This window comes from Azonexus hydrophilus (assembly GCF_001956855.1).
In the GTDB taxonomy this organism is placed as follows: Bacteria; Pseudomonadota; Gammaproteobacteria; order Burkholderiales; family Rhodocyclaceae; genus Azonexus; species Azonexus hydrophilus_A.
This window is the reverse complement of the sequence record NZ_MTHD01000004.1, coordinates 416,375-439,205: the sequence shown is the minus strand read 5'-3', so window position 1 is coordinate 439,205 and position 22,831 is coordinate 416,375. Positions and strand designations below refer to the sequence as shown.

At 61.7% G+C, this 22,831-nt stretch carries 18 protein-coding genes, 1 pseudogene and 1 CRISPR repeat array; of the genes and pseudogenes, 7 read left to right on the top strand and 12 right to left on the bottom strand.

Translation table 11 applies throughout. From position 1 onward, the window contains the following. Positions 1–6 precede the first annotated feature (6 nt). Positions 7–1,716, top strand: coding sequence for a putative bifunctional diguanylate cyclase/phosphodiesterase (locus BJN45_RS13400; protein WP_240494570.1), 1,710 nt, complete (start codon positions 7–9; stop codon positions 1,714–1,716). Here the strand turns inward: BJN45_RS13400 and BJN45_RS13395 are convergent. The 5 genes from BJN45_RS13395 to BJN45_RS13375 are packed head-to-tail and all read right to left on the bottom strand — an operon-like array spanning position 1,663 to position 6,140. After that, positions 1,663–2,373, bottom strand: a complete 711-nt coding sequence (locus tag BJN45_RS13395; RefSeq protein WP_088179073.1) for an ABC transporter ATP-binding protein — start codon at positions 2,371–2,373, stop codon at positions 1,663–1,665. The genes BJN45_RS13400 and BJN45_RS13395 overlap by 54 nt on opposite strands. Further along, entirely contained in the window at positions 2,370–3,125 is a 756-nt protein-coding gene (locus BJN45_RS13390) for an ABC transporter ATP-binding protein (RefSeq protein WP_076096023.1), read from the bottom strand. Before BJN45_RS13390 ends, BJN45_RS13395 begins: the two co-directional genes overlap by 4 nt. Continuing rightward, positions 3,118–4,065 carry a branched-chain amino acid ABC transporter permease gene (locus BJN45_RS13385; protein ID WP_076096021.1) on the bottom strand — a complete coding sequence of 316 codons (948 nt, stop codon included), beginning with the start codon at positions 4,063–4,065 and terminating at the stop codon, positions 3,118–3,120. Before BJN45_RS13385 ends, BJN45_RS13390 begins: the two co-directional genes overlap by 8 nt. Next, complete coding sequence (locus tag BJN45_RS13380) at positions 4,066–4,980, bottom strand: branched-chain amino acid ABC transporter permease (RefSeq protein ID WP_076096019.1); 915 nt, start codon at positions 4,978–4,980, stop codon at positions 4,066–4,068. It lies immediately after the preceding gene. Beyond that, the gene (locus BJN45_RS13375; RefSeq protein ID WP_076096144.1) at positions 4,977–6,140 is read right to left on the bottom strand and encodes an ABC transporter substrate-binding protein; all 1,164 of its coding nucleotides are present in this window, start codon (positions 6,138–6,140) and stop codon (positions 4,977–4,979) included. Before BJN45_RS13375 ends, BJN45_RS13380 begins: the two co-directional genes overlap by 4 nt. 99 nt (positions 6,141–6,239) lie before the next feature. Between BJN45_RS13375 and queC the strand changes: the two genes are divergently transcribed. Together queC and BJN45_RS13365 are read left to right on the top strand one after the other, a co-directional pair. After that, complete coding sequence (gene queC / locus BJN45_RS13370) at positions 6,240–6,917, top strand: 7-cyano-7-deazaguanine synthase QueC (RefSeq protein ID WP_076096016.1); 678 nt, start codon at positions 6,240–6,242, stop codon at positions 6,915–6,917. A gap of 1 nt (position 6,918) precedes the next feature. Next, positions 6,919–8,022: a YeeE/YedE family protein gene (locus tag BJN45_RS13365; protein ID WP_076096015.1), complete on the top strand. Its 1,104-nt coding sequence runs from the start codon at positions 6,919–6,921 to the stop codon at positions 8,020–8,022. On the opposite strand, the gene BJN45_RS13360 is transcribed toward BJN45_RS13365, so the two are convergent. After that, positions 8,019–8,237 (bottom strand): hypothetical protein, encoded by a 219-nt coding sequence (locus BJN45_RS13360; RefSeq protein WP_076096013.1) that lies wholly within the window; start codon positions 8,235–8,237, stop codon positions 8,019–8,021. The two genes, BJN45_RS13365 and BJN45_RS13360, sit on opposite strands and share 4 nt — an antisense overlap. Before the next feature lie 71 nt (positions 8,238–8,308). Between BJN45_RS13360 and BJN45_RS13355 the strand changes: the two genes are divergently transcribed. The 3 genes and pseudogenes from BJN45_RS13355 to BJN45_RS18070 form a co-directional block, all read left to right on the top strand. Beyond that, positions 8,309–9,319, top strand: a complete 1,011-nt coding sequence (locus BJN45_RS13355) for an MBL fold metallo-hydrolase (protein ID WP_076096011.1) — start codon at positions 8,309–8,311, stop codon at positions 9,317–9,319. Between the two features lie 13 nt (positions 9,320–9,332). Beyond that, positions 9,333–9,698 (top strand): YajD family HNH nuclease, encoded by a 366-nt coding sequence (locus tag BJN45_RS13350; protein ID WP_076096009.1) that lies wholly within the window; start codon positions 9,333–9,335, stop codon positions 9,696–9,698. A 3-nt stretch (positions 9,699–9,701) separates the two neighbouring features. After that, positions 9,702–10,067, top strand: a pseudogene (locus BJN45_RS18070) (hypothetical protein); the annotation flags it as partial. Between the two features lie 5 nt (positions 10,068–10,072). Then, a CRISPR array of direct repeats spans positions 10,073–13,526; the repeat unit is 37 nt; unit sequence GTTGTAGCTCCCTCTCTCACCCCGGAAAGCTACAATC. Between the two features lie 63 nt (positions 13,527–13,589). Here BJN45_RS18070 and cas2 read toward each other — a convergent pair. From cas2 to cas9, 3 genes are read right to left on the bottom strand one after another with little or no spacing between them, the layout of a single operon-like run. Further along, positions 13,590–13,922: a CRISPR-associated endonuclease Cas2 gene (gene cas2, locus BJN45_RS13340; protein WP_205750593.1), complete on the bottom strand. Its 333-nt coding sequence runs from the start codon at positions 13,920–13,922 to the stop codon at positions 13,590–13,592. 3 nt (positions 13,923–13,925) lie between these two features. Continuing rightward, positions 13,926–14,828 carry a type II CRISPR-associated endonuclease Cas1 gene (gene cas1, locus BJN45_RS13335; RefSeq protein ID WP_076096007.1) on the bottom strand — a complete coding sequence of 301 codons (903 nt, stop codon included), beginning with the start codon at positions 14,826–14,828 and terminating at the stop codon, positions 13,926–13,928. Continuing rightward, positions 14,815–18,168, bottom strand: coding sequence for a type II CRISPR RNA-guided endonuclease Cas9 (gene cas9, locus BJN45_RS13330; protein ID WP_076096005.1), 3,354 nt, complete (start codon positions 18,166–18,168; stop codon positions 14,815–14,817). Before cas9 ends, cas1 begins: the two co-directional genes overlap by 14 nt. Positions 18,169–18,423: 255 nt before the next feature. Between cas9 and BJN45_RS13325 the strand changes: the two genes are divergently transcribed. After that, positions 18,424–19,920: a protein adenylyltransferase SelO gene (locus BJN45_RS13325; RefSeq protein ID WP_076096003.1), complete on the top strand. Its 1,497-nt coding sequence runs from the start codon at positions 18,424–18,426 to the stop codon at positions 19,918–19,920. A gap of 57 nt (positions 19,921–19,977) precedes the next feature. On the opposite strand, the gene BJN45_RS13320 is transcribed toward BJN45_RS13325, so the two are convergent. The 3 genes from BJN45_RS13320 to cobO all read right to left on the bottom strand — a co-directional run bounded on the left by BJN45_RS13320 (position 19,978) and on the right by cobO (position 22,826). Further along, entirely contained in the window at positions 19,978–20,853 is an 876-nt protein-coding gene (locus tag BJN45_RS13320) for a Tim44 domain-containing protein (RefSeq protein ID WP_076096002.1), read from the bottom strand. Between the two features lie 102 nt (positions 20,854–20,955). Continuing rightward, positions 20,956–22,236: a cobyrinate a,c-diamide synthase gene (locus tag BJN45_RS13315; RefSeq protein ID WP_076096000.1), complete on the bottom strand. Its 1,281-nt coding sequence runs from the start codon at positions 22,234–22,236 to the stop codon at positions 20,956–20,958. After that, positions 22,236–22,826 (bottom strand): cob(I)yrinic acid a,c-diamide adenosyltransferase, encoded by a 591-nt coding sequence (gene cobO, locus BJN45_RS13310; protein ID WP_076095998.1) that lies wholly within the window; start codon positions 22,824–22,826, stop codon positions 22,236–22,238. The genes BJN45_RS13315 and cobO overlap by 1 nt, the downstream gene beginning before the upstream one ends. Positions 22,827–22,831: the final 5 nt, after the last annotated feature.

Sequence of the window (22,831 nt, the reverse complement as noted above, 5' to 3'; positions counted from 1 at the left end):
CGAGCCTTGTTCAATCAGATCGGTGCCGCCATCCTGGTGACCGATCTGCGTCAGCGCATCCTGCGCGTCAATGACGCCTTTCACCGGCTGACCGGTTACGCCCTCGACGAAATCATCGGTCAGACACCGAAAATCCTGGCTTCCGGCCGGCAGTCACCGGCGTTCTACGCCGCCATGTGGCAAGCCCTGAAAGAGGACGGTCACTGGGAAGGTGAAATCTGGAATCGGCGCAAATGCGGTGAAATCTACCCCGAGTGGCTGGTCATCAACGTGCTGTGCGATGACGCGGGCGAGCCTTCCGGCTACGTGGCGACCTTTTCCGACATCAGCAAGCTCAAGCACGCCGAGTCCGAGATCCAGCACCTGGCTTTCTATGATCCGCTGACCGCCCTGCCCAATCGCCGCCTGTTGCTCGACCGGCTCGAGCAGGCGCGGATGTCGGGCAAGCGCAAGGCTGAGCACGGCGCGCTGCTGATCATCGATATCGACAATTTCAAGATACTGAACGATACCCTTGGGCACGACATCGGCGACCATCTGCTGATCGAGATCGCCTGCCGCCTGAAGCTGTGCATCCGCGAATGCGACACGGCTGCGCGCCAGGGCGGTGACGAATTTGCGGTGATGCTCGAGGCGCTGGACCCGCATCCCCGGGCAGCCGCGGTCAGCGCCGAAGCGGTGGCCGAGAAGATACGCGAGGAACTGGCGCGGCCGGTCATGCTGGCGCATGGACATGAGCATTACTGCACGGCCAGCATCGGCGTCAGCCTGTTCCGCGGGCAGGACAAATCGGTCGAAACCCTGCTCAAGCAGGCGGATATCGCCTTGTACAAGGCCAAGGAAGCCGGTCGCAACGCGACCCGGTTTTTCGATCAGGCGATGCAGACGACGCTCGACCAGCGGGCACGCCTGGAGAGTGGATTGCGTCACGCTCTGGCGCGCGATGAATTCGTGCTCTACGCCCAGGCCCAGGTCGATGCGGCGAAAGGACTGGTGGGCGCCGAGTTGCTGTTGCGCTGGCAACCGGTCGGTCTGCCGATGGTTCTGCCCAACGATTTCATTCCGCTGGCCGAGGAGAGCGGGCTGATCGTCCCGATCGGACTGTGGGTGCTCAATACGGCCTGTGCCATGTTGCGCAGCTGGGCTGACGATCCGTCGCGCCGCGATCTTTATCTGTCGGTGAACGTCAGCGCCCGGCAATTCCGTCAGCCGGACTTCGTCGACCAGGTCAGCGCTGCAATCGCCCGGCACGGTGCCAATCCGCGCCGGCTGAAGCTGGAGCTGACCGAAAGCCTGCTGCTCGACAAGGTCGAGGAGGTGGTGTTCAAGATGCGCGCCCTGCGCCTGCTAGGCGTCTGCTTTTCCCTCGACGATTTCGGTACGGGTTACGCGTCGCTGGCCTATCTCAAGCGTTTCCCGTTCGAGCAGTTGAAGGTCGATCGTTCCTTCATCCGCGACATCACCAGCGATCCCGACGATGCGGCGATTGTCCGGGCGATCATTGCCATGGGCAATTCACTGCGTCTGAGCGTCGTCGCCGAAGGCGTCGAGGACGAGGCGCAGCACGCCTACCTGGTCGAACACGGCTGCACGCTGTTCCAGGGCTACATGTTCGGCCGGCCGGTGCCGCTGCCGGTATTCGAAGCGGTCCTCGGTGCCCGATCAGATGCCGAGGTAGCGGTGCCAGATCCCGTGATCGGCATCGAGCTCGACTGAACTGCCGGACCAGACGACCTGCCCGCGCTCGATGATGGTGTGCCGGTCGGCCAGCGCGATCAGCTTTTCCACGTACTTGTCGACGACCAGCACGCTCTGGCCCTCGCCGCGCAAACGACCGAGGCAGGCCCAGATCTCGTCACGGATCAGCGGTGCCAGACCTTCGGTCGCTTCGTCGAGAACGAGCAGGCGCGGATTGGTGACCAGTGCCCGGCCGATCGCCAGCATCTGCTGCTCGCCGCCGGACAACTGGTTGCCGAGGTTTTTCCGGCGCTCGGCCAGGCGCGGGAAGAGTTCGTAGACGCGGGCCGGAGTCCACGGTGTGGCGACGCTGCGACGATTGGCGAAAAATGCCACCAAATGCTCGTCGACCGTAAGATTTGGAAAACACTGCCGGCCTTCCGGCACCAGCGCGATGCCGGCGCGACCGATGCGGTCCGGCCGCCAGCCGTCGATGCGTTCGCCGGCAAAGCGGATGCTGCCGGCGCGCACCGGCTCCAGCCCGCAAAGCGCGCGCAGCGTCGTCGTCTTGCCCATGCCGTTACGGCCGAGCAGCGTCGCTGCCTCACCCTCGGCCATCGCCAGATCGATGCCGAACAGCACCTGGCTTGGACCGTAGGCGACTTCGAGGTCGTTGATTTCGAGCAGCGCACTCACAGGTGATCCCCCAGGTAGGCGCGGCGGACATCGGCGTCGTTGCGCACCTCGTCCGGCGTGCCGGTACAGATCAGTTGGCCGTTGACCAGTACCGAGATGCGGTCGGCCAGCCGGAAGACCGCGTCCATGTCGTGCTCGACCAGCAGGATCGTCACGTGACGGGCGAGGTGTTCGATCAGCTCGACCATGCGCGCCGATTCCTCCGGACCGGTGCCGGCCATCGGTTCGTCGAGGAGCAGCAATTGCGGTTTGGTCGCCAGCGCCATCGCCAGTTCCAGCGCCCGCTGCTCGCCGTGCGACAACTGGCCGGCCAACTGGCCGTGCTTGGCTGCCAGGCCGACCTGTTCGAGGAAAGCCAGGGCTTCCTCGAACAACCGCGCTTCGCGGTCGACCGGCCGCCAGAAGCGGAAACTGCTGCCGGCGTCGCGCCGCCCCTGGACGGCCAGCGCGACGTTGTCGAGCAGCGACAGACCGAGGAAGACATTGGTGATCTGGTACGAGCGCGCCATGCCGGCGCGCACCCGTTCGTGCATCGTCAGCCGGGTGACATCGCGCCCGGCGAAACGGACGCTGCCGGCGTCCGGCGTCAGCGCGCCCGACAGGTGGTGGATGAAGGTTGTCTTGCCGGCGCCGTTGGGGCCGATCAACGCATGCACCTCGCCGGCAGCGACCGTGAAATTCACCGCTTTCAGGGCGTCGACCGCAGCAAAACGCCGCGACAGGCCAAGGACTTCGAGCAGCGGATCAGTCATGGCGCTTCCCGAACAAGGCGGCGACGCCCTTCGGCGCGAACAGCACGACGGCCAGCAACAGCAGGCCGAGGGCGATATGCCAGTGGTCGAACCAGGCGAGCAGGACTTCCTCGAGCAGCAACAGCACGACGGCACCGACGACACCGCCCCATAGATAGCCGACGCCGCCGATGATGACCATCACCAGCAAGGTGCCCGACTGCGTCCATTGCAGCAGGTTGGGACTGGCCAGCCCGGTCAGGTTGGCGAGCAGCGCGCCGGCCAGCCCGGCGACGGCGCCGCCGAGCGCGAAGCAGACCAGGCGATAACGGAACACCGGATAACCGAGCGCCTCCATCCGCGTCTCGTTTTCGCGGATGGCCTGGATCGTCCGGCCGAAGCGCGCCTGCGCCAGTCGGGAAAAAAGCAGCATGCTTGCGGTCAACGCCCCGAGTGCGGCAAAAAACAGAGCATCGTCACCGACCAGGCTGATGCCGCCAAGGCGCATCCGCTCGTAGATCGGCAGGCCGTCGTCGCCGCCCCACAAGCTGGCCGAAACGAACAGGTAATAGGTCATCTGGGCGAAGGCCAGCGTGATCATGATGAAATAAACGCCGCGCGTGCGCAGGCTGACGGCGCCGACCGCCAGCGCGAACAGCCCGGCGACCGCCATCGCCAGCGGCAGCACCAGCAGGCCTTCGTTGATGCCGGCCTGGTGACAGATCGCCGCGACGTAGGCGCCGACGCCGAAGAAGGCGGCGTGGCCAAGCGACACCATGCCGCCGAAGCCGAGCACCAGGTTCAGGCTGGAAGCGGCCAGCGCGAAGATCAACACGCGCGTGGCGAAGCCGATGTAATAGCCCTGATCGAGGATTTCGAGCAGCGACGGCAATGCCAGCAGCGCCGCCAGGACGACGACGGCGACAGGTTTCTGCCAGCGGGCGGGACGGTAGAAAGCCATTTACGCCCTCGCCGGAAACAGGCCCTGCGGCTTGAAGAAAAGGATGCCGGCCATCAGCAGGTAGATCAGGATCGACGCCAGCGCCGGCCCGAGCGTCGCCGCCGCGTCGGCCGGCAGCAGCGCGCGCAGCAGCGTCGGCAAAAGTGCCCGGCCGAGTGTGTCGACCGTACCAACGATCAGCGCGCCGACCAAGGCGCCGCGGATCGAGCCGATGCCGCCGATGATGATGACGACGAAAGCCAGGATCAGCACGCTCTCGCCCATGCCGACCTGGACCGCCAGCAGCGGCCCGAGCAGGCCGCCGGCCAGCGCGCACAAGGCGGCGCCGAAGACGAACACGGCGGTAAACAGGCCGCGCACGTTGATACCCAGGGCCTCGGTCATTTCCCGATTCGACGCACCTGCGCGCACCCACATGCCGACCCGGCTCTTGGCGACGAGCAGGTAGAGCAGCCCGGCGACGGCCAGACCAAAGGCGATGATCACCAGCCGGTAGGCCGGGTAGAAGAAACCAGCGATCTCGACCGGGCCGGCCAGCGCCTCCGGCGGATTGAGCAACAGCGGCGCCGGTCCCCAGATCAGCCGGACCGTCTCGTTGGCGATCAGGATCAGCGCGAAGGTCGCCAGCACCTGCGCCAGGTGGTCGCGCCGGTACAACTGGCGGAACAGCGACAGTTCGAGCAGCAGGCCAAGCACGGCGGTGCCGGCGATGCCGGCACCGAGCCCGAGCCAGAACGAATCGGCGGCCTGCGCCGCAGCAGCGACGAAATAGGCGCCAACCATGTACAGCGAACCATGTGCCAGGTTGATGCAGTCCATGATGCCGAAGACCAGCGTCAGCCCGGCGGCCAGCAGGAACAGCATGAGGCCGAACTGCAGGCCGTTGAGGGCCTGCTCGAGGAACAGCTGGGTCACTTCATCTTGCACTGAGCCACGTAGGCGTCAGCATGATTGGTGAAGATGGTGCCCATGGTCTTGTTGGTGACGCGGCCCTGGGCATCCTTGCCGATGGCGCGCAGGTAGTAGTTCTGCACCGGGTAATGGTTGCTGTTGAACTTGAAGTCGCCGCGTACCGACTTGAAGCGCTTGGCTTCGAGTGCCTTCTGCAGCGCCTTCTTGTCGCCGAGGTTGCCCTTCACGTCGCGCACCGCCGCATCCATCATCAGCGCTGCATCGTAGCCCTGAGAGGCGTACAGCGACGGCAGGCGCTTGTATTCCTTTTCGAACTCGGCAACGAAGCGCTTGTTCTCGGCATTCTCCATGTCGTGCGCCCAGTGCGACGAGTTGAACATACCCATCATCGGCGCACCGACGGCCTTGATCACGTCCTCGTCGGCCGAGAAGCCGGGGGCGAACAGCTGCGTTTGCTGTGACAGGCCGCTGGCGACGAACTGCTTGACGAAGTTGATGCCCATGCCGCCCGGCAGGAAGAAGAACAGCGCATCCGGCTTGGCGGCGCGGATCTGCGCCAGTTCGGCAGCGTAGTCGAGCTGGCCGAGCTTGGTGTACATCTCTTCGGTCTGGCCCTTGTAGAAACGCTTGAAGCCGGACACTGCGTCCTTGCCGCCCGGATAGTTCGGGGTGACGATCATGACGTTCTTGAAACCCTTGTCCTGGACGACCTTGCCGACGGCTTCGTGCAGGTTGTCGTTCTGCCAGGCGACGTTGAAGAAGAAGGGATTGCACTGCTCGCCGGCGTATTGCGACGGGCCGGCGTTGGCCGAGATGTAGAAGGTCTGGTTCTGGAACACCGCCGGGCCGACGGCGAGCATGATGTTGGAGAAGACGACGCCGGTCATGAAATCGACCTTGTCGCGCTTCAGCAGTTTGTCGGTCGCCTGCTTGGCGACGTCCGGGCTCTGCTGGTCGTCGGCGATCAGGATTTCGGCCGGCAGGCCGCCGAGCTTGCCGTTCAATTGCTTGACCGCCAGGTTGAAACCGTCGCGGATATCGACACCGAGGCCGGCACCGGGGCCGGACAGCGTGGACACGAAACCGACCTTGACCTTGTCGGCGGCATGGACGGAACCGGCGAGCATCAGCGCGGCGGCAAGGACAGTCAGGCGGGTCGGCATCTTGTTCTCCAGGGCAGGTGAGGAAAGCGGCAAATTGTAGCGCAGGAACAAGCAGATACCGTCACGGTCGACCCCGAAATTCGGGTATATTCGCGCCCCATGAACGAAAAAGCCGTAGTCCTACTTTCCGGCGGCCTGGACTCCGCCACCTGCCTGGCCATTGCGCGCAGCCAGGGATTCGACTGCTACTGCCTGTCCTTCAACTACGGACAGCGGCATACCGCAGAATTGCAGGCCGCCGACCGCGTCGTCAAGGCGCTGGGCGCCAGCGAGCATCGCGTGCTCAATCTCGGCCTGGCCCAGTTCGGCGGTTCGGCCCTGACCGACACTAGCATCGCGGTGCCGGTCGATGGCGTACAGCCGGGCATCCCGGTCACTTACGTGCCGGCGCGCAATACCATCATGCTGTCGCTGGCACTGGCCTGGGCCGAGGTGCTGGGCAGCCGCGACATCTTCGTCGGTATCAACGCCGTCGACTATTCCGGCTACCCGGATTGCCGTCCCGATTACCTTGCTGCCTTCGAAACCATGGCCAATCTGGCCACGCGCGCCGGGGTCGAGGGCCAGAAGCTGTCGATCCATGCGCCGCTGATCAATCTGACCAAGGCCGACATCATCCGCACCGGTCATGCGCTGGGCGTCGATTACGGGCTGACGGTTTCCTGCTACCAGGCCGATGAACTTGGCCGGGCCTGTGGTGTCTGTGACTCCTGCCGCCTGCGCGCCGAAGGTTTTGCGGCTGCCGGCATTCCCGACCCCACTGCCTACCGAACCTGACATGGACGCTGATCTTTCCCCCTCCACCGTACTCTGGCTGACTTTCGCGCTGGCTTTCGTCTTTGGCGCAATCGGTCAGAAAACCCATTTCTGCACCATGGGGGCGGTTTCCGACATCCTCAACATGGAAGACTGGAGCCGCATGCGCATGTGGCTGCTGGCCATCGGTGTCGCCATTCTCGGCGCCGGCGCACTCCATGCCGCCGGGCTGATCGATCTCGACAAGTCGATCTACCGCACGCCGTCCTTCACCTGGTTGTCGTACATCATTGGTGGCCTGTGTTTCGGTATCGGCATGGTGCTGGCGTCCGGCTGCGGCTCGAAGACGCTGATCCGGATCGGTGCCGGCAACCTGAAGTCGCTGGTCGTCTTCCTGGTCCTGGGCCTGTTTGCCTACATGACGATGCGCGGCGTGTTCGGCGTGTTTCGCGTCAATTATCTCGACAGCGTCGCGATTGCGATGCCGGAAGGCCAGGATATTCCGCGCCTGCTCGCCGGCTTCGGACTGGAAGCGCAGATGGCTTTTGCGCTGGCGGTTTTGGGCATCGGCGGCGGGTTGACCGCATTCTGCCTGCTGCGCCGTGATTTCTGGACGTTCGACAACCTGCTCGGCGGTCTCGGCACCGGACTGCTCGTCGTCTTTGCCTGGTATGTCAGCGGTCACCTCGGCTATGTCGCCGAACATCCGGACACGCTGGAAGAAGCCTTTCTCGCCACCAACAGCGGCCGCATGGAATCGCTGACCTTCGTTGCCCCGGTCGCCTACACGCTGGAACTGTTCATGCTGTGGTCGGATACCAGCCGCGTCGTTACCGTCGCCATCGCTGCGGTGTTTGGTGTCATCGCCGGCTCGCTGGTCTGGTCGCTGCTGACCCGTAGTTTCCGCTGGGAAGGTTTTGCCAGCGTCGAGGACACTGCCACACACCTGATCGGCGCCGCGCTGATGGGTTTCGGCGGTGTCACCGCCATGGGCTGTACGGTCGGTCAGGGGATTACCGGCGTATCGACGCTGGCACTCGGTTCCTTCGTCACACTGGCAGCGATCCTCGTCGGCTCGGTTGTGGCGATGAAGGTCCAGTACTGGCGGATGATGCGCGAAGTCTAGGCGTCGTCGCCTGCCTGCAGTTTCCTGATGACCAGCGGGAAGGCGGCCGAGCCGAACAGGGCGATGGCTGAGACGATGAAGGCCAGGCCGGCCATCGGGTCGTCGAGTACCGGGTGAATGACGGCGCCGAAACCGGCGATGCTGACCAGGCCGGGAATGGCGCAGAGCAGGCCGAGGGCGCTCAGGATGATGAAGGATGTCGGGTAGCGGTGCATGGCGTGAGTGTAGACGAGCGCGGACTTAGGCGCGAAGATAGGCACCTATTTTAATAATTCAGGAGACGCTGATGAACCGCCGCCATTTTCTTCGCTCGCTTGCTGCCGTCTCCGCCGTTGGCGTTGCCGAGTTTGCCCCCTGGCATGCCGTCGGCGCCTTCGCCAGCGACCTCGACAACTTCGTCCGCGGGCCGGCGGTCAAGGATCACCCGCTGCGCCAGTTGTCGAAACACGTGTGGATGATCTACTCGCCCGACGGTTTTCCGACCCCGGAAAACCAGGGCATGATGTGCAACCTGACTTTCATCGACACGCCTAAGGGCATTGTCGTGGTCGACACCGGTGCGTCGGTGCAGATCGGCGAAATGGCCGTCCGCCAGCTGAAGAAGACGTTGAAGAAACCGGTCGTCGCGATAATCAACACCCATTATCACGGCGACCATTTCCTGGGTAACCAGGCTTTCGTCGAGGCTTACGGCGAGCTGCCGATCCACGCCCATGCCGGCACGATCAAGGAAATCCAGGGCATGCAGGGCAACATGTGGCGCACGCTGATGGAGCAATGGACCAACCAGGCGACGGTCGGTACCAGAATCGTCGCCCCGAATATTGCGGTCGACCACGGCCAGGAGCTGAAATTCGGCGACCTGACGCTGCGCCTGCACCATTACGGCAAGGCGCACACGCCTTACGACATCTGTGTCGAGGTCGTCGGCGACAAGCTGACCTGTGTCGGCGACATCGCCATGGACCGGCGCATCGCCAACATGGACGACGGCTCCTACGCCGGCAGCCTGAAGGCCTACGAACAACTGGAAAAGAACGCCCCGGCGACGATCTGGCTGCCCGGTCACGGCCAGCCGAGCGCCGGCGTGCTGGCGTGGAATCGCGAATTGTTCGCCGGCATCTACGAAAGCTGCGTCAAGGCAGTCGAGGCCGGTCAGCCGATGGAAGAAGCCAAGGCGCTGGTGCTCAAGGACCCGCGCGTCGCCAGCCGGGCCAGGGATACCAAGGGTTTCGACACCAATATCGGAAAGTATGTCAGCCTCGCTTATCTCGAAGCCGAGGCCGCCGCCTTCTGAAACAGGAAAACGCATGAGCACGATCAACCACAACCGCCTCGACAAGATCGTCGCCGACGCCCGCAAGGCCGCCGACGAGCGCGAAAAGGGCTATCGCGAACGGGCGCTCAAGATCTACCCGTGGATCTGCGGCCGTTGCGCCCGCGAATTCACGCACGCCAACCTGCGCGAACTGACCGTGCATCACCGCGATCACAACCACGACAACAACCCGGTCGACGGCAGCAACTGGGAGTTGTTGTGCCTGTACTGCCACGACAACGAGCACCAGAAGCAGATCGAGGCCGACCGTGGCTACACCGACAGCCGCAACAACGCGGGTACGGCCACCCATTCGCCCTTTGCCGCGCTGAAGTCGCTGCTGAAAACCGACAAGTAGCCGATGCAGCGGCCGAAAAGCCCGATCCCGGCGCCGGTGGCCAGCGACCGGGGGACCCGCGTTGCCCTCATCTTCGCCCTCGCCGCCCAGCGTCTGTCGGCCTTTTATGAGCATGGACAGTGGTTGACCGCAGCCCAGGGCGCCAGTCTGGCCGCCGATTGGCTGGCTCGTTCGCAGCGCAGCCTGACGCACGAAGAGCGCCTTCAGCTATCGCAACTGAGCGACCAGATGGCCCGCCAGATGGCGGCCACGCTGTCACGCGAAGCCGGCCTGTTCGCCGCTCACGAAATGATGGAAGCCCTCGACCCGAACTATCATTCGGAATTGGCGGAGATGCTGATGAAGGAATGCGACGCGCTGCTCGGTGCGGACGTGTTGTAGCTCCCTCTCTCACCCCGGAAAGCTACAATCCTGCCGCATGGCGTTGATGTCCGCACGGTGGTTGTAGCTCCCTCTCTCACCCCGGAAAGCTACAATCGTTTGCATGCTCAGCAACGCATCATTCAGCGTTGTAGCTCCCTCTCTCACCCCGGAAAGCTACAATCGCCACTGTCACCAGGAAACCAAGATCGAGGGTTGTAGCTCCCTCTCTCACCCCGGAAAGCTACAATCTGTTTGCCCAAAATCGACTGCAAGTAAGGCGTTGTAGCTCCCTCTCTCACCCCGGAAAGCTACAATCCGACCTGGCTACCTTCCTGGAAACCTACGGGTTGTAGCTCCCTCTCTCACCCCGGAAAGCTACAATCATCGATTTCGGCGTGTGCAGCACACCCTTGGTTGTAGCTCCCTCTCTCACCCCGGAAAGCTACAATCGCTGTAGGTGTACGAGGTCCGGTAGGTAACGTTGTAGCTCCCTCTCTCACCCCGGAAAGCTACAATCAAGTCACCGGCCAGTACTCCTTTGCCGCCGGTTGTAGCTCCCTCTCTCACCCCGGAAAGCTACAATCGCCCGGCACTGGATATACGACTGGTCCGCTGTTGTAGCTCCCTCTCTCACCCCGGAAAGCTACAATCGGCGAGGTTGGCGGCTTCCCGGCGCACACCGTTGTAGCTCCCTCTCTCACCCCGGAAAGCTACAATCTGCGTTGCATGTTAGGGCCTCGACATTCTGGTTGTAGCTCCCTCTCTCACCCCGGAAAGCTACAATCCGGCCCGGGGTCGAGTCGAGTATCCAGAAAGTTGTAGCTCCCTCTCTCACCCCGGAAAGCTACAATCATTCTTTGCAATTGCGCCGACATCAAGGGTGTTGTAGCTCCCTCTCTCACCCCGGAAAGCTACAATCGATACTCAGGAAAACAACCTAACCGAAGGAGTTGTAGCTCCCTCTCTCACCCCGGAAAGCTACAATCGACTATGCCCGCAACTACCTGGACATGGTCGTTGTAGCTCCCTCTCTCACCCCGGAAAGCTACAATCATTGACCGGACCCAGCCCCTTGTCGCGGGCGTTGTAGCTCCCTCTCTCACCCCGGAAAGCTACAATCTGGGACAAGCGCTTTACCGCGCTTGAGTCGGTTGTAGCTCCCTCTCTCACCCCGGAAAGCTACAATCATGGAAGTTAAGGCACAGGTTTTGATTCTCGTTGTAGCTCCCTCTCTCACCCCGGAAAGCTACAATCATCTAAGAGCGGTGCTGTCCAGCGCCATCTGTTGTAGCTCCCTCTCTCACCCCGGAAAGCTACAATCCGACTGTCGGCCTCGGCCGCAGTCTGGCATGTTGTAGCTCCCTCTCTCACCCCGGAAAGCTACAATCATCTGACCAAGACCTCCACCGGCTACGAGAGTTGTAGCTCCCTCTCTCACCCCGGAAAGCTACAATCGAGCAAACCGCCCGCATGGCCGAACGACTGGTTGTAGCTCCCTCTCTCACCCCGGAAAGCTACAATCGCCATGGCAGATCAATGCCGAGTACCTGCTGTTGTAGCTCCCTCTCTCACCCCGGAAAGCTACAATCGCTTGTGCGCTTGCTTCAGCCGGTGAGGGTGTTGTAGCTCCCTCTCTCACCCCGGAAAGCTACAATCGTTCGACTAAGCAGGCCGCGCATGACCATCGTTGTAGCTCCCTCTCTCACCCCGGAAAGCTACAATCACTATCAGACGCGAAAGGACACAGGCGAGGGTTGTAGCTCCCTCTCTCACCCCGGAAAGCTACAATCATTGACTAGGTAATACACCGTCTGCACGCCGTTGTAGCTCCCTCTCTCACCCCGGAAAGCTACAATCATTATTTGACCGATACCTTTGCTCGATCCTGTTGTAGCTCCCTCTCTCACCCCGGAAAGCTACAATCATCACGGACGATCATCCTCAAGAGCCTGTAGTTGTAGCTCCCTCTCTCACCCCGGAAAGCTACAATCCCCCGCGCTTCAACCCACGACGCAGCAGAAGTTGTAGCTCCCTCTCTCACCCCGGAAAGCTACAATCGTAGGTATCAGCGCCAACACTAAACGAATAGTTGTAGCTCCCTCTCTCACCCCGGAAAGCTACAATCGTGAATGCCTGCGGGGCGGCTTCTTGGTTGGTTGTAGCTCCCTCTCTCACCCCGGAAAGCTACAATCCCATCAGCGATGGCGCATCAGCCTGCGCATGTTGTAGCTCCCTCTCTCACCCCGGAAAGCTACAATCACCACTCATCAAACGTCTTCACCATTTCGCGTTGTAGCTCCCTCTCTCACCCCGGAAAGCTACAATCCTTGTTCGGGGATTTGGTTGATCCCTTCTCGTTGTAGCTCCCTCTCTCACCCCGGAAAGCTACAATCCGGTCACTGAAGAACAATACGAAAGCAAGCGTTGTAGCTCCCTCTCTCACCCCGGAAAGCTACAATCTGTAAATCGACCTGAACAACCAACAGCAAGGTTGTAGCTCCCTCTCTCACCCCGGAAAGCTACAATCGATGTGATCGACCTCGATCCTTGCTCGGTGGTTGTAGCTCCCTCTCTCACCCCGGAAAGCTACAATCATCGGCCAGATCGCCATGGACATGCAGAAGGTTGTAGCTCCCTCTCTCACCCCGGAAAGCTACAATCTCGCGACGATGAAATCGTCGGCTGATTACGGTTGTAGCTCCCTCTCTCACCCCGGAAAGCTACAATCGGCAGCGCAACAGGCAACGCTGGCGGACATGTTGTAGCTCCCTCTCTCACCCCGGAAAGCTACAATCGCCAAGCGGGTGCATTACCCGTTCCAGCGGGTTGTAGCTCCCTCTCTCACCCCGGAAAGCTACAATCTTACAGGTAGGTTTATCTTCACGCTTCAACGTTGTAGCTCCCTCTCTCACCCCGGAAAGCTACAATCTCCGGTTTTGCTTGGTGATGTTGGCGTTTGGTTGTAGCTCCCTCTCTCACCCCGGAAAGCTACAATCTTCGCGACCCTTGTTGGTGGCATTTTAATCGTTGTAGCTCCCTCTCTCACCCCGGAAAGCTACAATCCTGACGCATGGGTCTTGGGTGCCGTGGACGGTTGTAGCTCCCTCTCTCACCCCGGAAAGCTACAATCCGCCGAGTCTGGAGCCTCGAAGGCCGTGTGGTTGTAGCTCCCTCTCTCACCCCGGAAAGCTACAATCGTACATGGCTTCGGTGATGCCGGTTTCGAGGTTGTAGCTCCCTCTCTCACCCCGGAAAGCTACAATCTGGCTGGTGGGCAGGTCTTCGCGCAGCAGGGTTGTAGCTCCCTCTCTCACCCCGGAAAGCTACAATCCACCTACATCGAAAGCACGCTCGCCGGGCTGTTGTAGCTCCCTCTCTCACCCCGGAAAGCTACAATCAGCACTTACGGCGCGGTTACATCAAACGTGGTTGTAGCTCCCTCTCTCACCCCGGAAAGCTACAATCTGACTGACCCAAAATTCCCGCCCGGCGTAGCTGGGCGGGGGTTTTTTTGGTGGAATTTCGGTATCAGAACAGCAACATCTGGTTCGCCGGAACCTTTTTTTCCTGAAAAAGGGGCATGCCGACCAGCAGGCGAATGCCTGCGAATTGTTTTTCCGTGACGGTCATGCAGCGGATGGAACCGGCCGGGGGGAGACTGTCGACTAGGCGTTTGAGGTGTTTTTCGTGGTCGTCGTTGCCGTTTAACAGTCGGGCATAAACGGACCACTGGATCATGTCGTAGCCGTCATTGAGTAAGAAGCGGCGAAACTGCACATAGGCGCGTTTCTCGGTTTTGGTGACCATGGGTAAGTCGAAGAAGACGATAAGTCGCATGAAGCGTCGTGTCTCCAGACCCATGCCTCAGCATTCCAGCCTGTGGGCGTGCAAGCCGATCAAGTTGGGTAGTTCCAACTCGCTGTCGCCCTGCTCGAATAGCCGGGCGAGGCTTTCAACGGCGTATTCGATGGCGGAAAGCGCCGACATCTTGCCTTGTGGCATGCCCACGTCGACGTTGAGCAAGGCCACCAATGCTGCTTTGTCCTGTGGGGCGAGATCACCTTCCGTGGTGGCTGGATTTTTGGCGACGTGCAGGTCGACCAGGGGGCGGAAGGGTTCGATCAGGTCATCGGCCAGATTGAAGGCATTTTGTTCGCTGGCGTGGAAGAGGCCGATGGGGGGGTGCAAGCCGTGGGCCACCAATCCCCGGGCGACGGCGCCGCGTAGCACGGCATAGCCGTAATCGAGCGCGGCATTGGTCCAGCGTTCTTCTGCCCGATAAAAGCCCTGACCAAAGAGTTGGGTGAAGTAGAAGGCGGCGGCCTGGCCTTCGAGGTTTTCCGTGTCGCCCGAGCGCACCCGTCGGACGTAGGAATCCATGCGGTCAACGCCGTTTTTTGAGCAAAAACGAAGAACGGCTGTCTGGTTTTCGATCTTGCGCCGGACGATGTTGGCCCAAGCTTGCTTGGCCAGGGGGCGAGGAATATCCATCTGCTTGCGCATCAGGCGCGTGGTGCGGGAGTGCGCGAGAAACGGCAGGAAGACACCATTGGGCTGGTGGTTGTCGCCGGTAGCGTAGAGCCCGATGCCGTAGTCAGCACAGGCTGAGAGTACCGGGTGGGTAAGCTGGATTTCACGGTGGTTGAGGACAATGATGGCAATGTCCTCGAAGGGGACAAAAGCAGTCTGTTCCTGCTCGATGGCCAGGGAGAAATGTTCTCGGCGCAGTTTGGCTGGCCGGGAGATCATCACACTACGCCAGCCCACGACGTTTCTCCGTTGGGGCGGGATAGATGTTGCCGAGAACGTCGACGTGGAATTTCTCGATGCTCATGGCTGTCTTAACACCGATGCCGCGCATCAAACCATCTTTTCCAACGGCTTGATTTCTGTCGTGAGCCCACAAGCTTACAGCGCCTGTGGAACGATCTGTTCCTGTGTAGTAGCCCAAAAAGCTCTCTTTCTTCAAACGTATCTGGACGAGATCGTTGGGGTACAGCGAAAAGCGCCAATCAAAACCGTCATCAATCAGCGTCCATTCCTCTTCGTCCTTGAAAGCCACAATCGCCCGATCCGGCAGCCCTGTCACCCGGTGATGCACATAAACTGGCACTAGGTGGAATTTGCCGGCCTTGGTGAACACATCCACCCGCAACATGGTGTCGTTCTTGGCGATGCCGCCGCGCACCGGAATACCAGACAGTTTGTCGATGACCTTGGTGACGGTGCGAACGATGGGGCCAGTCGGGTTGCCGTCCTTGTCGGGTTTGCGTAGTGGGTTGCTGGCCGGAAAGGCTTTGTCGCCCTTGTCGCCATGAGCTTCCAAGCGTTCCCGTATGGCTCCGTAAAGCTTGGTGTTCCGGTGCGGATCAGCGAGCGAGTCGAGGTCTTTCAGTGTCAAGCTGGCGAGTGCGACTTTCTGCGTGACGCTCCCGTTTTTCTTCAATCTTTCCGGTTGACCGTAGATGGTGTCCTTGTGGGCTGCGCCGCCGTTGCGGCGTTGTGGTGCGCGGGAAACAAATAGCGGTTTCAAGGCCGCGAGTTCTTCCTCTGTGTAGCTTCCCAAACGGGCCATTTCTTCGCGCAACAATTCTGGCGAATCGATTTTCAGGCGGGCTTCCAGTTCGTGCCGGAAGTAGGGCCATGGGTCAGGGAAGTGTTCGCGTAGTTGCTGGTGCATGGCCGGATTAACGATTTCGCCGGTCTCGATATTCACGAAGCCTTCACGCACCTGCTCCAGTTCGCGGGTGCGCGAATAATTGGACAGGCGTTGAACCATGCTGTGACTACACGCGGCAACGACGACCGCATCCAGTGCGTGGTGGCGGTCGCTGTCGGCGCGAACCTTGAGCAGTCCCCAGCGCGCGCGTAGGAAGTTGGTTAGCTGGCCGCTGACGACGACGCAGCGTTTGGCTGCGCTGCCTTCTGCGAGTTTCAGGTGCTGTTCAACGTAGTTCTTAAAGAAGCGGCAAACGTAGCGTGTGTCGTTAAGATTGCGTTCGCGAAACTCCTCCGATTCCTTGGCGCCGAAGTCCTTGCGCAACAGCCGGGTGCGCTTGGCTAGCCGGTAGGCCTTGTTCGATTCGACGAAAGAAACGAAGCGTTGCCAGCGTTCGCTGTTCTCGGCGCCGCCCAGATATTCGAAAGGGGTGCGGTTGCCCTTGTCGCGGTTTTCGCGGGTTAGCACCAGAACCTTGTTGTTTTTGCTGTCGTCGAAACTGCGCGAATAGGGCAGGGCATGGTCGATTTCGGTCGAGCCATCGAGGAAGATTTCGGCGACATCGCCCGAGGTTGCCAGAGGCCGTTGCGAGTAGGCGCATTGGCCGTTCTGCTCCCGGTACAGGCGCCATTTCTCGAACTCAAGGCCCTTGGGTGGATGGCCGAATAGTTCGATGAATTGGTCGCGATCGCGCTGATTTCTGGCTTGGTATTCGTCTTGCTCTTTCTTGATCTTGTTGCGCTCATCGAATGCTCGGGACAGATCACGGGCCATTTCGATGTGGACCGCCGACGGCGAACCGTAGCGGCGAATGATGGCATTGACCACCTTGCGTGCTTGATTCAACGAACGAAGGACGACGGGATTGCGCGGAATGTCGGCATCCTCGGCGAAAATCATTCGCCCATCGCCATCGCGGCCGTCGTACAGCGGCGGTAGGTATTTTTGTTGGCCGTCGCCGACTTTATGCAACTGGCTATGATGGTAACCAGCCTGAACGCAGGCTTCGTCATAGCGCAGACCTTTTTCCATGTGCGGAACGATGGCGCGCAAGGCTTTCAGTGATAGGGCGTGGAACTTGTCGAAGCGGATATTCAGTAGGGCTTCAGTCAGCGCTTCCGGGTTTGGCAATGCCAGCTTGGCGAGTTCGGTGCGGACTTCGTCGTCGTCTTTATAAACGCTCAGTACCCAAGCAATTTTGTCGAAAATTTCCGGTTGACCGCACAATGCCATTCCCGAAATTTTCTCCCACTCGTCGTTGAGGCCAGCCTTGGGATTTGTGAGCGTCTGGCGCAGTTCCTGCCAGCCCGGGATTTTGATCAGTGTGGCTGATTCGGGATCTTTGGCCTTGCCTTCGGCTTTTTGTGCCTCTGTGGGGTAGGCGAGGCCGATGAATTTGAAACTGCCGGGTTCGAGCAGCCCGGCTTTGGTGAGTGCTGCGCCAAGCTGTTTGTAGGTCAGGTCGCCTGCTTGTCGGTAAGGCAAGGGGATAGCGTGTAAGCGTTCCTGTTCGGTCAGTTGGCGGGTGACGCCATCAGTGACGATGCGAAGATTGTTCAGGCGCGTCAGCCAGACGTGGCGTTCGGCGGTGAAGCTGGCTTTGGGGGCGCGGTATTCCCCTTTCTCGAAAGTGCATGTGCCGAGCATCTTGAGCAAGTCGGTGCCGGCCAAGGCCGGCTTTTGCTGCCAGAACAACCCGCTCTTTTTATCTCCGCTGCCGAGGATCGTGGTTTCCAGTGCAATTGGTGCATGCGGGTTGCCGAACTCTCGTTGTCTAGCAAAAAGCAGCGCCAGTTCTTTGGCCAACAGTTCCCGGGAAAGTGCTTTGCGATATTCGCCTTGCTTATTGCGTTGGGCTTCGGGGAATTCCTTCAAAACCATCTCAGCCGCGCTGCGATAGCCCTTTTCATCCATGAGCTTTGCCGTGCCGGCCAAACCTTGCTTGACCTTGCCACCCTCGCTCTTGCTGTCGCCTTCGGCTTGTTTCGCCTCGGCGCGGCTGATCCAATGAAAGCCCCGGTGTTTGCACAAGTGATAAATGACGCGCGCCCATTCTTCGTTGTTCAGGCGGCGATCAAGTCCATCGACTCGCAATTGCCAAAGTGAGGCAGGGAAAGGTTGTTCAGGCTTGAACAGTTTGGTATCGGCGATCAAGCCTTCGCTTTTCAACAAGCGAGCCAATTTTTTCAAACGCCACATCCGCCGGAACAAACGGCGCCGCATCAGGCGAGCGCTGCGTCGGGCGAGATTCAGCGATTCGCCTTCCTTGGCGGTTTCGGCTTTGTCGAAAGCCCTGACCCCCAAGTCGAGGATGTGTGTTTCGCCAAGAACGCACCAACCAACCGATGCGATGCCAATGTCTAGTCCAATGGTGTATGTCGCGCTCATGATTTGCGGTTTGTTATTCGAAGTGCGTAGAATAACGCCATGTAGCTTTCCGGGGTGAGAGCCGTTGCTACAATAAGGTGCCCCTTCGGGGGCGACCGAATCCGGCCCGGCAGGGAAACCTGCCGGGCCTTTTATTTTTGGCACGGATATTTTCAGAGATACATTTAGGGGCACCGCGTCTTTGTTCTATAGAACTAAGCCGAATGTTCCGACTCCTAGTGAAGTCCGGAATGACAGACTTCATTGATACGAGCCATGAACGCCACCGAAAAAATCCCCGCCCTGCCCGATTTCGACAACAGCTTTGCCGGCCTGCCCGAGCATTTCTACACCCGCCTGGCGCCGCAGGGCTTGTCCGAACCCTACGTCGTGGGCGTCAGCGAAGAAGTTGCGGATCTGCTCGGTCTGCCGGCCGATTTCCTGGCCAGTCCGCAGTTTGCCGAGGTGTTTGCCGGCAACAGCCTGCTGCCCGGCTGCCAGCCGCTGGCGGCGGTGTATTCCGGACATCAGTTCGGCGTCTGGGCCGGCCAGCTTGGCGACGGTCGGGCGCACCTGCTCGGCGGCCTGCGCAACGCCCAGGGACATTGGGAAATCCAGTTGAAAGGGGCGGGCAAGACACCGTATTCACGCGGGGCCGACGGGCGTGCGGTGCTGCGCTCGTCGATCCGCGAATTCCTGTGCTCGGAGGCGATGGCCGGCCTGGGCATCCCGACGACGCGGGCGCTGTGCGTCATCGGCGCCGATCAGCCGGTGCGGCGCGAAATGATCGAGACGGCCGCCGTGGTCGCGCGCGTGGCGCCCGGGTTTGTCCGTTTCGGCTCCTTCGAGCACTGGGCTGCGCGCGACAGGCAGCGCGAAGTGCAGCAGCTGGCCGATTACGTCATCGCCACCTTCCGGCCGGAATGCCTGGCTGCTGCCAACCCGTACGACGCGCTGCTGCGCGATGTGTCGACGCGGACCGGCGAACTGATCGCGCACTGGATGGCAGTTGGCTTCATGCACGGCGTGATGAATACGGACAACATGTCGATCCTCGGCCTGACGCTCGATTACGGCCCGTTCGGTTTCATGGAAGCCTTCGATCCCGGGCACATCTGCAACCATTCCGACAATTACGGGCGCTACAGCTATCGCAATCAGCCGCACATCGCGCAATGGAATCTCTATTGCCTGGCCGATGCCTTCCTGCCCTTGCTGAAGCGTCCGGAAATTGCCCGGGCGTCGGTCGACGAGACCTACGGCCCCGCTTTCGAGGGCACGTTCGAGCGGCTGCTGCGGGGCAAGCTGGGGCTGCGCTCGGCGCTGGCCGACGACGGCGATTTCATCGGTGAAACCTTCGGTTTCCTGCAGCAGCACCGTCCCGATTTCACGCTGTTCTTCCGCACCCTTTCCGGCCTGCCTGCTGCGGTCGACCGCGAAATCCAGGCAAAAACCGATGCGCCGCTACGCGACCTGTTCGTCGACCGGGCGGCTTGCGATGCCTGGCTCGAGGGCTGGCGCGCCCGGCTGGCGCAGACGCCGTGGCCGGACGACGAACGACAGGCGGCGATGCGCGCGGCCAATCCGAAGTACGTGCTGCGCAACTGGCTGGCCGAGCAGGCGATCCGCCAGGCGCAGGCCGGCGATTTCTCCGAAGTCCGGCGCCAGCTCGACTGCCTGCGCCGTCCTTTCGACGAGCAGCCCGAATACGCCGCCTACGCGGCGCTGCCGCCGGACTGGGCGAACGGTCTGGCGGTCAGTTGTTCGAGCTGAAATGAAAAAGGCCGGCGGGGTTGCCCCCACCGGCCTTTGCTTCTACAGCCAATACGCTTACTGGACTTGCTGGATACCGGCGATCACCCAGCCACGGCTGCCGTCGACCGGCTTGGCCATGTGCCAGATTTCCGAGAAGGCTTCGACCGGGCCGTTGCGCTCTTCGCGGATCTGGCCGTTGAAATGCACGCTGACGATGTAGCGGCCAGCTTCTTCGGCAACGTCGATCACTTGCGCGTCGAGCTGGACGACGTCGGTCTCCTGTTCGGCACCGTTGCGTTCGGCGATGGCCATGCGGATCTCGGCAAACATTTCCGGCGAAGTGAATTCGCGGATGTCGTCGAGATTGCCGGCATCGTTGGCGGCCTGCAGGCGGATGAAGTTGACCTTGGCGTTGCGCACGAAGCCTTCGACATCGAAGTCGGCCGGGATGTTGCCGCCGGTCGATTCAACCGCCTGGGCTGCCGGGGCGTAGGACGAACCGCCAGCCGGCGTGAAGTCCGGACGGGCGACGTTGCCCGGCTGGCCGCCGAAATTGGCACCGGCACCGGCGTACTGCATGCCTTGCGCCTGGGCACCGGCCTTCTTGCGCATGAAGAAGGCGATGGCGCCGATGACGACCATGGCCAGCAGCGCGATCATCATGAAGTTGGCCAGTTCTTCGCCGAAGCCGAGGTGCGAAGCCAGTGCGGCCAGGCCCAGACCCGCGGCCAGACCCGCGATCGGGCCCATCCACGAGCGTTTCGGCTGGGCCTGCGGCGCGGCGGCGGCCTGCTGCTGACGCGGTGCCTGCTGGACGTTGTTGGCCGGCGGCGTGGCCTGGCGCTTCATGCCGAAGGAACTGCCGCCACCGAGGCGCTTGGCTTCTGCATCGTTGATGTTCAGCGTGAAACCGATGATTACGGCCGCTGCCATCGCAATGAATTTGTTCATGGATGTCTCCTGTAGAGAATGATGTGCATGCATTGTACGCAGCTAGTGCTTCCGGAAAAGCAGCGTGTCGCTAATAGAGACTTCGAAAAAACAGATAAGTTCTCAGCAACTGAACAGCGCGGCAACCACTTCCGGCTGTGACGGGAAGTAGAAATGCACGTACGACGCGGTCAATCGCTGGCGGCGGAAGATCGCTTCACCGTCGCGGCCGTCGGCGGTGACGGCGCGGCACAGCGGCGCCAGCGGCGTCTCGCTTTTCGAATAATGGAAGGTGTGGCCAGCCAGCCGGCCTTCCGGCAGATCGGCAAACTGCGTGCCGAGTGCCGCCAGCCGCGGCTGCATCACTGCCCGGCCGGGCAACAGGCCGGCGAAGCTGTGGGCCTGACCGGCCTTGTCCACGACTTCCTCGAACAGGCTCATCATGCCGCCGCATTCAGCGAGCAGCGGCTTGCCGGCGTCGACATGCGCGTGCAGCGCCTGCCACAGCGCCCGGTTGGCGCTCAGTGCATCGGCGTGCAGTTCCGGGTAGCCGCCGGGCAGCCAGACGGCGTCGCAGTCGGGCAGCCGGTCACCGGCGACCGGCGAGAAGAAGTGCAGCTCGGCGCCGAGTGCCTGCAGGGTTTCCAGGTTGGCCGGATAGATGAAGCCGTAGGCGGCGTCGCGAGCGATGGCGATGCGCCGGCCGGCGAGCAGCGGCGGCAGCGCCGGCGGCGGCGCTTCGGCGAAATTCACCGGTTTTGGCAGGTCGACCGCAGCACTGGCCTGCAATGCATCGGCCAGCTTGTCGAGGCGGGCTTCGAGGTCGTCGATCTCGGCCGCCTGGAGCAGGCCGAGGTGGCGCTCAGGCAGGCTGTCGCCACTTTTCGGCAGGGCGCCGAACCAGCCCATGCCGGCCGGCAGGCTGTCGCGCAGCATCTCCGTGTGGCGGGCGCTGGCCACCCGGTTGGCGAGCATGCCGGCGAACGGCAGGCCGGGGCGATAGGTGGCCAGACCGTGGGCGAGTGCGCCGAAGGTCTGGGCCATCGAACCGGCGTCGATCAGCGCCAACACCGGAATGCCGAAGCGCTCGGCGATGTCGGCAGCCGACGGCGTACCGTCGAACAGGCCCATCACGCCTTCGACCAGGATCAGGTCGGAATTGGCGGCAGCACGGGCCAGCCGCCAGCGCGCATCGGCCTCGCCGCACATGCCGAGGTCAAGGTTCTGGCACGGTCGACCGCTGGCGAAGGCATGAATCTGCGGATCGAGGAAATCCGGCCCGCACTTGAAGACGGTCACGCGCCGTCCCTGGCGCGCATGCAGGCGGGCCAGCGCGGCGGTGACGGTGGTCTTGCCCTGGCCGGAGGCGGGGGCGGCGATGAGCAGGGCGGGGCAGGCGGGCATTACCACTCCAGTCCGGGCATGGCTTTGACGCCGGCCTGGAAGGCGTGTTTTTCCATGCCGATGTCGCTGACCGTGTCGGCGGCGTCGCGCAGTGCCTGCGGCGCGGCGCGGCCGGTGATGATGACGTGCTGCATGGCCGGGCGTGACAGCAGGCGGGCGAGCACCGCGTCGAGGTCGAGCCAGCCGTACTTGAAGGCGTAGGTCATTTCGTCGAGAACGACCAGGCCGATGTCCGGGTTTTCCAGGTGCTGGCAGGCGACTGCCCAGGCGGCCTGGGCGGCCTGCGCATCGCGCTCCTTGTCCTGGGTTTCCCAGGTGAAGCCTTCGCCGCCGACATGCCAGGCGACGTTCGGCTGGTTGCGGAAAAAGGCTTCTTCGCCGGTGTCCGAGCGGCCCTTGACGAACTGGACGACGCCGACCTTCATGCCGTGACCGAGCGCCCGGGCGACGACGCCGAAAGCGGCCGACGACTTGCCCTTGCCGTTACCGGTGTTGATCACCAGTACGCCGCGTTCCTGCTGGGCGGCGTCGATCTTGCCGTCGATGACGGTCTTCTTCTTCTGCATGCGTTGTTCGTGGCTGATCGCCATGGTTT